Source organism: Aedoeadaptatus urinae (assembly GCF_900155585.1).
Lineage (GTDB): Bacteria > Bacillota > Clostridia > Tissierellales > Peptoniphilaceae > Aedoeadaptatus > Aedoeadaptatus urinae.
The window spans coordinates 369,681-382,097 of record NZ_LT707417.1 but is presented as its reverse complement, the minus strand read 5'-3'; the positions used below and the strand labels follow the sequence as shown (position 1 = coordinate 382,097).

Genomic DNA, 12,417 nt, shown 5'->3' with positions numbered 1-12,417 from the left:
AGGACAGCAGCGGATGCGACAGAAGATAGCGAGCCTCTTCACTCTTCGTTTGAGAGCAACTTCCCATCTCTCAACACTTAACGCCTTCTGCCTACTCTACTTACGAAACAATTATAAGCATAATCTATTTCTCACGCAAGGCGAATTACCTCGTGCGCACATTGCCCAAAAAGATTTCCCCGGTGTCGGCATTCATGGTGATAACGTCCCCTTGCATGAGGCCGCCGGTGATGCCGGCGCAGCCGACGATGGTGGGCTTGGATACGGAAAGGCCTGCGATGGCCGAAGGCGATGTAAGCCCCTCCTCCTCGGAAATAAAACCGCCGCAGCGGGCCAGGTAGGGCGCGAGAGCTTTATCGTAGCTTTTCGCCACGATAATATCCCCGTCGGTAAAGTCCCGCATAAAGGCGCCGTCGTCTGTGACGATGCGCACCCGGGCCGTCCTGTGGCCACCGACGATGCCCACGCCCTTGTGCAAGGTGGATGCCACCTGATGGACCTTCACCACATTGGTGCTGCCCGCCACGCCTTGGGGGATCCCCGCCACCATGACGATTAAATCCCCCTCCTTAATGTAGCCGGCCCGCTTCACCACCTTCGCCGTGCTCTCGAAAATTTCCCTGCCGCGGCTCTTGCCCTTGACGCCGGTGACGCCCCACTGCAGGCTCATTTGCCTGAGGACGCGGTCGTCGTCGGTGACGGCGAAGGTATCCATCTCCGGTCGAAACTTCGCCAGATTTCTCGAGCTGAAGCCCGTGGACGTGGCGATGACGATGGCGTCGGCGGAAAGCTCCTCCGCCATTTCCACGGCGTGGCGCACGATGACATTGGTGGTGTTGTGCCTAAACTTTGCGCTCCTGCTTAAAATATGCTCGTAGTCCAACGCCGCCTCGGTGACGGCGCAGACCTTGGCCATGGTCTTCACCGCCTCCACGGGATACTTCCCGCCGGCGGTTTCTCCTGAAAGCATGACGGCGCTGGTGCCGTCGATAATGGCATTGGCCACATCCCCCACCTCGGCACGGGTGGGGCGGGGATTGCGTATCATGGAGTCCAGCATTTGCGTGGCGGTAATGACGGGAATGCCCTCGTCGATGGCACGTTCGATAAGCTGCTTTTGCACCAGAGGCACCCGCTCCGTCTCGATTTCCACGCCCATGTCCCCTCTCGCCACCATGATGCCGTCGGCGAAGGAGGCGATGGCATCCATATTGTCGATGCCTTCTTTGTTTTCGATTTTCGCGATGACCTTCACGCCCTCGCCGCCGTGGCTTTCCAGCACGTCGCGAATGGCGAGAAGGTCGTCCTTCTTGCGAATAAAAGAAGCTGCGATAAAGTCCACCCCTTCTTCGATGCCGAAACGAATGTCCGCCACGTCTTTTTCCGTAAGGGCCGGCAGCTGAATGGAGGCCCCGGGCACGTTAATGCCCTTGTGGTCCTTGATCAGACCGCCGTTTAAGACCTTGGTGTGAATGGTAGTGCCTTCAACAGCTTCCACCTCCAGGGCCAAGAGGCCGTCGTCCATTAAAATCATTTGTCCCGGCGCCACGTCCTTGTAAAGCTCGCCGTAGGTAATGGCGACGCCGGCCTCGTCCCCTTCCCGCTCATGGGCGTAGAGGGCGAAGGACGCCCCTTCCTGCAAGGTGGCCTCGCCGCCTTTAAAGGTGACGGTGCGGATCTCCGGCCCCTTGGTGTCCAACATAATGGCGATGGGCAGCTTCATATCCTCCCGCACCTTTTTGATCCGGTCCATGGTCTGTTTGTGGCTTTTATAATCGCCGTGGGAAAAATTTAAGCGGCATACATTGACGCCGGCGGAAAAAAGTTCCCGCAGCGTGGCCTCGTCCCAAGAGGCCGGCCCGATGGTGGCCACGATTTTTGTCTTTTTCATCATTGCTCCTATATGGAAATTTTATCCACCAAGTGGTAGAGATCCCGATCGAAGGTTTTTTCTACTGCCAGGGCCTCCTTCAGGTCCAAGGCAAGCATCTTTCCGCCCTTTAGGCCCAGGGCCAAAGATTTCTTTTCGCCGAAGCAGTAATTCACCGCCTCGGATCCCAAGCGGGAGGCGTTGATGCGATCGGTGCCCGTGGGGATGCCGCCTCGCTGCACATAGCCCAATATGGTGACCCGGGTTTCGATGGCCGTGGCCTCTTCCAAATCCCGTGCCAGGGCGTAGGCGGAAAGCTTGTCTTCCGTGAGAAGGATAATGTGGTGGCGCTTGCCGCGAAGCTTGCCCGCCAACATTTTCTTCTTCACCTCGTCGAAATCGAAATCCACCTCGGGCAAAATCACGCTCTCCGCCCCGCCGGCGATCCCCGCATAGAGGGCCAGGTCGCCGCAATGTCGTCCCATGACCTCCACGATATTGGCCCGCTTGTGGGCACTTGAGGTGTCGCGGATCTTGCCGATGGCATCCAATATGGTTTCTATGGCGGTGTAAAAGCCGATGCTCCCGTGTTGGTAACCCAGGTCGTTGTCGATGGTGGCGGGAATGGTGATCACCGATTGCCCCTCATCGGACAGGGCCAGGGCCCCGCGCATGGAGCCGTCGCCGCCGATGACCACCAAATGCTCGATGCTCATGGCGTCCAAATGCTTTTTCGCTTCCGCAGGACCCGCGTCCTCCCGCATCTTTTCCGAGCGGGAGGTGCCTAAGATGGTGCCGCCTCTGTGAATAATATCCGCCACGGAGGACAGGTCCATGACATAGGCGTCCTCGTCGAAAATGCCGGCAAAGCCGTTGCGTATGCCCACCACTTCTTTGTTTTCGTAAACGGCCGAGCGCACCACCGCCCGTATGGCGGCGTTCATGCCCGGGGCGTCGCCGCCGCTGGTCAATAATCCTATGGCCATGATTGCCTCACTTTCTAATGACGTCTTCGTCGGGGTCGATGTAGCGACTTAATTCATGGTACAGCCCGTCGTCGCAGGCCACGGCCATGGCCTTGGGCAGGCCCAGAGCTTTTTCGTCGTCGGTAAAATATAATACCACGGGAACGGATCCCCGGTGCAGCTTCAAAATCCCTTCAATGTCTTTTTGAATCGATCGATTGGGAAGGCGGATAAATAGCGTCCCCCAGTCGTCCTCGTCGTCCAAGGCACGAATGGATTCCACCAGCATCTTCCCCTCTTCCACCTCGCTGCCTTCGATGCGGCCGGTGACCGTAATGAGCTTGCCCTCTTCGAAAAGTCCCGGCGGCAGAGAGGCGTAGACCTTGGGAAAGACCACGAGCTCGATGGTGCCGTAGAGATCCTCCAGGACGCCGAAGGCCATCATTTGATTTTTCTTGGTCACCAGGGTGCGGGTCTCTCTCAGCATTCCGCCCAGAGTGCGATTAAACAGGACATCGGTGGTTTGCAGCGCTTCCTTTACGCCGGCCGTGTCGCCGTCGGTTTGGCTCAGCAAGCTTTTCGTGTAGGATTCCAATGGATGGCCCGAGACGTAGATGCCCAGCACCTCCCGCTCGTACTCCAGTTTCTGTTTTTGATCGTAGTCCTTCAGCCTGGGCAGATCCTCTTCCATGGTGGTCTGTGCCTGTTGAAACAGGCTCACCTGTCCGGGGATGTTGCGCTTGTTTTCGCCCTGGATCTGATCCATTAGCTTGTCGTAGACCGCCAGGTACTGAGGCCTGTTGCCGCCCAGGGTGTCGAAGGCGCCGGCCTTGATCAAGGCTTCCATGCTGCGCTTGTTCATGGCGCCGGGGGCCACCTTGTCTACCCGGCGAATAAATTCCGTCATGGAGGTAAAGGGGCCGTCCTCCCGTGCCTTTTCGATGGCGCGGACGAAATTGGCGCCGACATTTTTAATGCCCTTTAGGCCGAAGCGAATGGCGCCGTCTTCCACATTAAATTTTAAATAGCTCCTGTTCACATTGGGAGGCAGGAGGGGAATGTTCAGCCGCTTCACTTCCTCGATATACATGCGCATGTGATCGGCATTGGACATAAAGGAGGTGATCTGGGCCGCCATAAATTGGGCGGGATAGTAATGCTTCAGCCACGCCGTGCGGTAAGCCACCACGGCATAGGCCACGGAGTGGGATTTATTAAAGGCGTAGTTGGCGAAGTCGATCATGAGGTCGTAAATATTGTTGGCGCTGGCCTCGTCGACGCCGTTGCGCAAAGCCCCCGCCACGTCCACTTCTCCGTCGTCCTTCAAGCTGCCGTAAATAAAGTTTTGCCGCTCCTGTTCCATGACCGCCATTTTCTTTTTGCTCATGGCGCGGCGCACCAAATCCGCACGGCCCAGGGAATAGCCCCCGACCCGGCGCACGATTTCCATGACCTGTTCCTGATAGACGATGCAACCGTAGGTCTCTTCCAAAATATCCTTCAATGCCTCGTGGGGATAGCTGATCTTCGAAGGATCGTGCTTCGATTCCACGAACTTCGGAATTTGATTCATGGGTCCCGGTCGGAAGAGGGCGTTGGCGGCGGCGAGGTCCGCAAATTTCGTGGGCTTTAGTTCCTTCAAGAAGGCCCGCATGCCGCCGCTTTCAAATTGAAACACGCCCAAGGTCTCCGCCCGCTGAAACATTTCCAGCACCTCGGGATCGTCGTAGTCCATGCTGTCGAAGTCGATGGTCTTTCCCTCGTCCCGCTCGATAAATTGCAGGGCGTCGCGAATCACCGTCAGGGTCCTTAAGCCTAAGAAATCCATTTTCAACAGGCCCAGCTCCTCCAGCTCGATCATATTAAATTGAGTGGAGATGATCTCCCCGTTTCGCGTGAGGGGCACGTAGTCCGTCATGGGGTTTTGGCTGATGACCACGCCGGCGGCGTGGGTGGAGGTATGCCGCGGCACGCCTTCCAGTCGGCGGGCCAAATCCAAGAGACGATGCACCTCCTCGTCTTCCTCGTAGGATTTTTTTAAGGTGGGAGAAATTTCCAACGCCCGGTTCAGGGTAATGTTTAATTCATTGGGCACCTGCTTCGCCACGAAGTCCACCCGGCCGTAGGGCAGGTCCATAACCCGGCCCACGTCACGAATGGCGGCGCGAGCACCCAGGGTACCGAAGGTGACGATTTGCGCCACGTGATCTTCCCCGTACTTGTCGATGACGTAGTCGATGACCTCTTCCCTGCGCTCGTAGCAGAAATCCACGTCGATATCCGGCATACTCACCCGCTCGGGATTTAAAAACCGCTCGAAGAGCAGGCCGAACTTTAAAGGATCCACGTCGATGATCTCGAGAGCGTAGGAAACCACGCTCCCCGCCGCCGAGCCACGCCCGGGGCCCACTTCGATGCCGGCGGAGCGGGCGAAGCGAATAAAATCCCAGACGATGAGAAAGTAATCCGTATAGCCCATGGAAAAAATCGTGTTCAGCTCAAATTCCACGCGGCTGCGCACGGCGTCACTTACCTCGCCGTAGCGCTTCACCAGGCCCTTCTCCACCAGCTCCCGGAGGTAGGCTTCGTTGGTGTAGCCCTCGGGCAGCTCGAAATGGGGCAGGTGGAGATGGTGAAACTCCAGCTCCACATTGCAACGGGCGGCGATTTTCGCCGTGTTCTCCAAGGCCTGGGGTGCGTAGGGGAAAAGCTCCGACATTTCCTCCGGGCTCTTGACGTAAAATTCGTCGGAGGGGAAGCGCATGCGGCTCTCCTCTTCCAAAATCGATGCCGTTTGAATGCACAAGAGGGCGTCGTGGGCGTCGGCGTCTTCTTTATTTAAGTAGTGGCAGTCGTTGGTGGCGATAAGCTCGATCCCCGTCTCCTCCGACAGGCGCAGAAGCTTTCGATTTACTTCCTTCTGCTCCCGCATGCCGTGGTCCTGAAGCTCTAAAAAGAAATTGTCCTCGCCGAAAATTTCCCGGTAGCGCAGGGCCGCTTCCTTCGCCCCCTCGTCGTTGCCCTGCAAGAGCTCCTGCTGCACCTCGCCGCCTAAGCAGGCGGAGGTGGCGATAATGCCCTCGCTGTGCTTTTTCAAATCCTCCATGTCCACCCGGGGCTTGTAGTAAAAGCCGTCCACGTAGCCGATGGAGACGATGGACATTAAATTTTCCCAGCCCACCTGATTTTCCGCGAGAAGAATCAAGTGGTAGCGCCGATTGCTCTTGTCCGTCACGGATTTATCCTGTTTCGTGACGTAGACCTCGCAGCCTAAAATCGGCTTCACTCCCGCCGCCTTGGCCGCCTTATAAAAGGCCACCATGCCGTACATATTTCCGTGATCCGTCAAGGCCACGGCGTCCATTCCCATGGCCTTGACCCGCTCGGGGAGGTCGGCGACTTTCGTAAAGCCGTCGAGCAGAGAATACTCCGAGTGTAAATGCAAATGTACGAAAGATCCCATAGTCGTCCTCTCTAAATAAAAAAAGAGCCGTCGAACAGGCCGGCTCTTTTACTATAATTCGTTTTCGATAAATTTCACCAAGCCCTCGATGGCTTTTTCCTCGTCGCTGCCTTCGGCCTGTAAGGTAATCTCTTGACCGGAGAAAATGCCCAGGCTCATGATGCCGATAATGCTCTTGCCGTTGACTTCTTCGCCGTCGCGAACGATGGTGATGTCCGATAAGTATTGATTGGCTGCTCTGACAAACATAGCCGCCGGTCTGGCGTGCAGACCTTCTTCGTTATTAATTATAACCTTGGACTCTTTCAATTTAAACTCCTCTCAGCTTTTCCGCCAGCTCGTGTATTTTTTTCAGCCGGTGATTGACGCCGCTTCTGGACATTTTCGGCTCCAGCATTTCGCCGATCTCCGCCAAGCTCGCCTCGGGATGCTTCATGCGGGCACGGGCCACGGGCAACAGCTCCTCGTCCAATGCCGAAAAACCCACGGTCCTTTCGATCAGCTCCAAATCTCGGCGCTGTCTCGCCGCCGCGTTCACGGTCTTGGACAGATTCGCCGTCTCGCAATTCACCAGACGGTTCACATTGTTTCGGACATCCTTCACCACGCGAGTGGATTCGAATTCCAAAACGGAGCGATTCGCTCCCATAAACGCCAAGAGATCGGAAATTTTTTCCGCCTCTTTTAAATAAATAATGTAATCATCTTTTCTGTAAACGCCCTTAACCGAAAAGCCCGCGCGCCTTAACCACTTGATGATGTCCTCGCCGTGGGTCTTGTCGTGGGAGATCATCTCCAGATGGTACCTCTTCGACGGACTGGTCACGGACCCCGCCCCCAAAAAGGAAGCGCGGATATAGGCGCGGATGGACTCCGTGTCCCTTAGGAGAGACGGGTCTACGGCATAATGCATTTGAAAAACATTGTCGGGACGAAGGAAATCGCTATCCAATAAGAGAGAGCGAACCGCTCCTTCGTCGGTCATACGGATTCGATACTGCTTGTTCTTCTTCAGATACATGTTCTGCGTCGCCGTCACTTCCACATCGCTGCCGATGAGGCGTTTGATGGCGGACAGGATCCGTCGGGCCACGGAGGCATTCTCCGTGTGGAAGGACAGGTCTATTTTAAGCCCTTCACGCAGGCGGATCACGCCGCAGGTGCGCACGAAAGCCGCCAGCTCCGCGTAAAGAATCGCCACGTCTTCCATGGGCACGCGGGCCAATTCATTTTTTACATCCTTTGAAAAACTCACAGCTTCCTCGATTCTACTACCTCTCTATTATAGAGCAGTTCTTCATCCCTTGCAATGGATTTCCCGATAACGATCGCACAAGCTTAAAAGCCGTTGCGCCACGCTCAGGCCGTCGTGGCGAATGAGTCCGTCCTTTTCCGCCATAAAGGCGCCGGTCTCCAGGTCGATGCCCGATGCATTCAGCGACGCCTTCTCCTCGTCCCTTAAATAAATGGGTCGGACCCCTTCTTCCTCGGCATACTTTTCCAAGAGGGCCTCGTCCATTTGTCCGTCGTTGACGATAATGGACCGCACGGGTCGCTTCAGGCCGTGGGCTCTTAAGGCCTCGAGATGGTCGGTGAGGGTCATGCCCTCGGTTTCGCCTCGCTGCTCCATAATATTGGCCACATAAACCAAGGGAGCGCGGGCGTCGTTTAATGCCCGGGCCACCTCCGGCACGAGAAGATTGGGGATTAATGAGGTGTATAAGCTTCCCGGGCCGATGACCAACAGATCCGCCGCCAAAATTTCGTCGATGCAGTCGCCGTTGGCCTTCGGCGCCCGAGGCGCCAGCTCCATGGAGGTAATGGCCACGTCGTGCTCGTAGGCATAGGTGGGGATGGCCGACTCGCCGCGGATGCTGTTGCCGTCGGCGTAGTGGGCGATGAGGGCGATGGATTCCTCCGTCACGGGAAGCACCCTTCCCGTGATCTTTAATACCTCAGCCGCTTCCCGCACCCCTTCGGCAAAGCCGCCGTAGACGTCGGTTAAGGCGGTGATAATTAAATTGCCCATGTTCTGGCCCTTGAGCTCCCCTTCCTTAAATCGGTACTGAAGGAGGTTTTTCAAGGAGGGCTCCGCATTGGCGAGAGCCACCAGGCAGTTGCGCACGTCTCCCGGCGGGAGCATGCCGTATTCCCTTCTGAGCATGCCGCTGTTGCCGCCGTCGTCTGCCATGGTGACGATGGCGGTAATGTCTTCGCTGAAGCGCTTTAAGCCCCGCAGAAGGGCGGATATTCCCGTGCCGCCGCCGAGGACGACAAATTTCGGATCGCTCATATTACTCGCCTAAATCCCGGTGGCCGAGAATGACGGAATAGCCCGCTTCCTTTAAAGCCTCGGACAGCCGCTCCGCCATGGCCACGGAACGATGAAAGCCGCCGGTGCAGCCGATGCCGATGGTCAGATGCTCCTTCCCCTCGGCGACGTAGTCCTCGCCGAAGGTCTTCAGGTAATTCACCAAATAGCTGACGAAGGCCTCCGCCTTTTCGTTTCCGAAGACATAGTCCCGGGTCTCCGGATTCAATCCGTTTTTCTTTTTCAGCTCGCTGACGTAATAGGGATTGGGGAGAAAGCGCATGTCGAAAATCAGATCCGCCTCTTCCAAAATGCCGTTTTTATAGCCGAAGGAGATGACGGAGACGCCGAGCCTGCCCCGCTCCTCGATTAAAATACTTTTCAGGCGAATTTTTAAATTGTAATTAGTCATTTTCGACGTGTCGATAATGTGATCCGCACGGTCCCTTAAAGGCTGCATGCGTCGCTTTTCTTCCTCGATGCCCCGGGCGATGGATGAGCTCAGGGGATGGGGCCGGCGCAGGGCCTTAAACCGCTGAATGAGCACGTGGGGATCCGCTTCCAAATAGATCACCGTCACATCGTCGACCCGCTCGTCCAGGGTGCGAATGGCCACGTCCAGCTCCTTAAAAAACAGGCCGCTTCGAATGTCCAAGACCAGTGCCACCAAGGGCATGTCGGCCTCTTCCACCATGTCGATAAATTTCGGGAACAGGGCCGGCGGCAAATTGTCCACGCAGTAGTAGCCCAAATCCTCCGCCGCCTTCAGTGCCTGGCTCTTGCCGGCGCCAGAAAGCCCCGTTAAAACTAAAAGCTTCATTCCGTCTCTCCCAATACCTTGACTTCCGTCTCCAGCTCCACGCCGTGTTTTTCGTAAACCGCTTCCTGTACCATGCGGATCAGCTCCACCACGTCCTTGCAGGTGGCGTCGCCGCAGTTGATGACGAAGCCGCAGTGCTTCTGAGACACTTGAGCGCCGCCGTGTTTGAGGCCTCGTAAGCCCGCCTGATCGATAAGCTGGCCCGCATAATAGCCCACCGGCCGCTTAAAGGTGCTGCCCGCCGAGGGATACTCCAAGGGCTGCTTGGACACGCGGCGGTTCCACAGGTCGTCCATCTGACTTTGAATGGCGGTCTGCTCTCCCGGCTGAAGGAGGAAGGTGGCTTCCAGGACCACCAGCTTTTCGTCGTAGACCCGGCTGTTTCTGTAGCGAAAATTCATTTGATCCCCGGGGATCACCTCTGTGGTGCCGTCGTGGTGCATGACCTTCACCGATTCCACCACGTCCTTCATTTCACCGCCGTAGGCGCCGGCGTTCATGGTCATGGCGCCTCCCACGGCGCCGGGAATGCCGTGGGCAAATTCCAGGCCCGTAAGGGAAGCGTCCCGTGCCGCCTCCGCCACCTTCTTCATGGAAGCGCCGCTTTGGGCGACGACGCGCGTCCCATCGACGCGAACGTCGGAAAAATAATTTTCCAGGCGAATCACCGCGCCGCGAATGCCTTTGTCGGAGACCACCATATTGGTGCCCTTGCCCATAATCATCCATGGCATCTCGTCCCTCTCCACGGATACGATGACGTCTTTGAGCTCCTCCTCGCCTCTCGGCTCGATAAAATAATCCACCGGCCCGCCGATTTGAAAGCTGGTCACCTCTTTCATCGGGTAATCTTCGATCACGTGGTCCTTAATCCATCCGTCCATATATCCTATCTCCTTTATTTTCATGTTGATGAGTCTATTGTACCAAAGAAATTCAAAGAAAGTTCAAAAAAAGCCTTGACATTTCTCACAGCTCCCTGTTAGAATCGATTCATCGAGTTTGACGAGGAGAGTATCTCGAAGGGATCGAACTACAGAGAAGCTTCATTTGGTGAGAGAAGCGTTTTGGTTTTCGGGAGAACATGGCCTCTGACTTTAAGGGTCGATACTAGATTCTTACAGGTGCGCCTGTTACAGCGCCGGAGTATGATGGTACTCGCTGAGGTGTAAATCGTGAGGTTTACATAAATAAAGGTGGTAACACGATTTCAATCGTCCTTTTTCCCTGTGGGAAGAAGGACGTTTTTTTTATTTCATTTTGAACGAGGAGGTTCATTGTGATCGACTTAAAGAATATCTCCGTGGTCTTTGAAAAGGACCATAGGCAGTTTACGGCGGTGGACGACGTGTCCATCCACGTGAACCCCGGCGACGTCTTCGGCATCGTCGGCTACTCCGGGGCGGGAAAATCCACCCTGGTTCGCACCATTAATCTGCTCCAGCCCCCCACGGCAGGCGAGGTGATCGTGAGCGGCGAAGACTTAACCAAGCTTCCCGTAAAGGAGCTGCGGGCACGGCGCAAAAAAATCGGCATGATTTTTCAGCACTTCAATCTCATGAATGCCCGCACCATTTTGGGCAATGTGCTCTATCCCTTAAAGGACAGCCCCCTCTCCGACGCGGAGAAAAAGAAAAAGGCCATGGACCTTTTGCATCTGGTAGGCATCGAGGAAAAGGCGGACAGCTATCCCCGAGAGCTCTCCGGCGGACAAAAGCAACGGGTGGCCATCGCCAGAGCTCTCGCCAACGATCCGAAGATCCTCCTTTGCGACGAGGCCACCTCGGCACTGGACCCAAGGACCACTACCTCCATTCTGCACCTCTTGAAGCGGCTCAATAAAGAAATGAACCTGACCATCGTCCTCATCACCCACGAAATGCAGGCGGTGAAGGAGATTTGCAACAGGGTGGCCGTCATGGAATCGGGCCGGGTGGTTGAATCCGGCTCCCTCATCGACATTTTCGCCAATCCGCAAAAGGAAATCACCCGGCAGTTTGTTAACACGGCGAGCCACTGGGACGAAACCATCGACAAGCTCAAGGACCACGGCTACTTCGACGCCGAGGATCCCACCAGCGAGCTCATCCACCTGCGCTACATCGGCGCATCGGCTACCAACCCCGTCTTAAACGACGTGTTCACGAAATTCGGTGTGAAGACCAACATCTTATCCGGCTCCATCGAATTTTTGGAGGACGTGCCCTTCGGCAATCTGGTGGTGCTCTTTGAAGGCACGCCGGAGTCCATCGCACAGGCGAAGCAATACATGATCGACAACGACGTGGAACTGAACGTCGTCGATAAGGAGGTGATCTGATGAACTTTTTTGCCAATGTAATCGCATCGAAGCAAGATTTTATAACGGAGACCGGTGCCACCGTCTACATGGTGGTGGTCACCTCCATTATCGCCGGCATCCTCGGCATGCTGGGCGGCCTGGCCCTGACTCTCACGCAAGAGGGCGGCCTGTGGGAAAATCAAAAGGTCTACTGGCTTTTGGATAAGGTGGTCAACATCTTCCGCTCCATTCCCTTCATTATTCTACTGGCCCTGATCTCCCCGGTGACCCGCGCCATCGTCAACACCACCATCGGCAACACCGCCGCCATCGTCCCCCTGGTCGTGGGGAGCGCCCCCTTTTACGCGCGGCAAATTGAAAACGCCCTGGCCGAGGTGGACGGCGGCATTATCGAAGCGGCAAAGTCCATGGGCGATTCCCCGTCGAACATCGTCTTCGGCGTCTATTTAAAGGAAGGCCTACCCGCCATCCTGCGGGCCAGCGCCATGACCATAATCAGCCTCATCGGCCTCACCGCCATGGCAGGTGCCGTCGGCGCCGGCGGCCTGGGCAACCTAGCTATTACCCGCGGCTACAACCGCTATCAAAACGATATAATCATCGTTTCCACCGTCCTCATTTTAATTTTGGTATTTATTACACAGGGCATCTTTAACCTGTGGGTAAAGAAAGTACAACATTAGTAA

At 56.0% G+C, this 12,417-nt stretch carries 10 protein-coding genes, 1 riboswitch and 1 other annotated feature; of the genes, 2 read left to right on the top strand and 8 right to left on the bottom strand.

Translation table 11 applies throughout. From position 1 onward, the window contains the following. Positions 1 to 5: 5 nt before the first annotated feature. Positions 6 to 101: riboswitch (THF riboswitch) on the bottom strand. Between the two features lie 44 nt (positions 102 to 145). Genes pyk through murB form a run of 8 tightly spaced genes read right to left on the bottom strand, consistent with a single transcriptional unit; the run spans position 146 to position 10,313 of the window. Next, positions 146 to 1,891 (bottom strand): pyruvate kinase, encoded by a 1,746-nt coding sequence (gene pyk, locus BQ7397_RS04160; RefSeq protein WP_077074853.1) that lies wholly within the window; start codon positions 1,889 to 1,891, stop codon positions 146 to 148. An 8-nt stretch (positions 1,892 to 1,899) separates the two neighbouring features. Further along, positions 1,900 to 2,859: an ATP-dependent 6-phosphofructokinase gene (locus BQ7397_RS04155; RefSeq protein ID WP_144019966.1), complete on the bottom strand. Its 960-nt coding sequence runs from the start codon at positions 2,857 to 2,859 to the stop codon at positions 1,900 to 1,902. Positions 2,860 to 2,863: 4 nt separating this feature from the next. Next, complete coding sequence (locus BQ7397_RS04150; protein WP_077074851.1) at positions 2,864 to 6,298, bottom strand: DNA polymerase III subunit alpha; 3,435 nt, start codon at positions 6,296 to 6,298, stop codon at positions 2,864 to 2,866. 51 nt (positions 6,299 to 6,349) lie between these two features. Then, a complete protein-coding gene (locus BQ7397_RS04145) occupies positions 6,350 to 6,607 on the bottom strand; it encodes an HPr family phosphocarrier protein (protein ID WP_077074850.1) in 258 nt (85 codons plus the stop codon). Between the two features lies 1 nt (position 6,608). Beyond that, positions 6,609 to 7,553, bottom strand: coding sequence for a DNA-binding protein WhiA (whiA, locus tag BQ7397_RS04140; RefSeq protein WP_077074849.1), 945 nt, complete (start codon positions 7,551 to 7,553; stop codon positions 6,609 to 6,611). 42 nt (positions 7,554 to 7,595) lie between these two features. Next, positions 7,596 to 8,591 (bottom strand): gluconeogenesis factor YvcK family protein, encoded by a 996-nt coding sequence (locus BQ7397_RS04135; protein WP_077074848.1) that lies wholly within the window; start codon positions 8,589 to 8,591, stop codon positions 7,596 to 7,598. A 1-nt stretch (position 8,592) separates the two neighbouring features. Beyond that, positions 8,593 to 9,429, bottom strand: coding sequence for an RNase adapter RapZ (rapZ, locus tag BQ7397_RS04130; RefSeq protein WP_077074847.1), 837 nt, complete (start codon positions 9,427 to 9,429; stop codon positions 8,593 to 8,595). Further along, positions 9,426 to 10,313, bottom strand: a complete 888-nt coding sequence (gene murB / locus BQ7397_RS04125) for a UDP-N-acetylmuramate dehydrogenase (RefSeq protein ID WP_077074846.1) — start codon at positions 10,311 to 10,313, stop codon at positions 9,426 to 9,428. The genes rapZ and murB overlap by 4 nt, the downstream gene beginning before the upstream one ends. A gap of 109 nt (positions 10,314 to 10,422) precedes the next feature. Next, positions 10,423 to 10,654, top strand: a binding site (T-box leader). A gap of 54 nt (positions 10,655 to 10,708) precedes the next feature. Here murB and BQ7397_RS04120 point away from each other — a divergent pair. After that, positions 10,709 to 11,749 (top strand): methionine ABC transporter ATP-binding protein, encoded by a 1,041-nt coding sequence (locus BQ7397_RS04120; RefSeq protein WP_077074845.1) that lies wholly within the window; start codon positions 10,709 to 10,711, stop codon positions 11,747 to 11,749. After that, positions 11,749 to 12,414, top strand: coding sequence for a methionine ABC transporter permease (locus BQ7397_RS04115; protein ID WP_077074844.1), 666 nt, complete (start codon positions 11,749 to 11,751; stop codon positions 12,412 to 12,414). Before BQ7397_RS04120 ends, BQ7397_RS04115 begins: the two co-directional genes overlap by 1 nt. Positions 12,415 to 12,417: the final 3 nt, after the last annotated feature.

Bases quoted from the DNA above. Each gene is read 5' to 3' on its own strand.
- pyk (WP_077074853.1), bottom strand. From the start codon at position 1,891: ATGAAAAAGACAAAAATCGTGGCCACCATCGGGCCGGCCTCTTGGGAC.
- BQ7397_RS04150 (WP_077074851.1), bottom strand. From the start codon at position 6,298: ATGGGATCTTTCGTACATTTGCATTTACACTCGGAGTATTCTCTGCTC.
- BQ7397_RS04135 (WP_077074848.1), bottom strand. From the start codon at position 8,591: ATGAGCGATCCGAAATTTGTCGTCCTCGGCGGCGGCACGGGAATATCC.
- rapZ (WP_077074847.1), bottom strand. From the start codon at position 9,429: ATGAAGCTTTTAGTTTTAACGGGGCTTTCTGGCGCCGGCAAGAGCCAG.
- murB (WP_077074846.1), bottom strand. From the start codon at position 10,313: ATGGACGGATGGATTAAGGACCACGTGATCGAAGATTACCCGATGAAA.
- BQ7397_RS04115 (WP_077074844.1), top strand. From the start codon at position 11,749: ATGAACTTTTTTGCCAATGTAATCGCATCGAAGCAAGATTTTATAACG.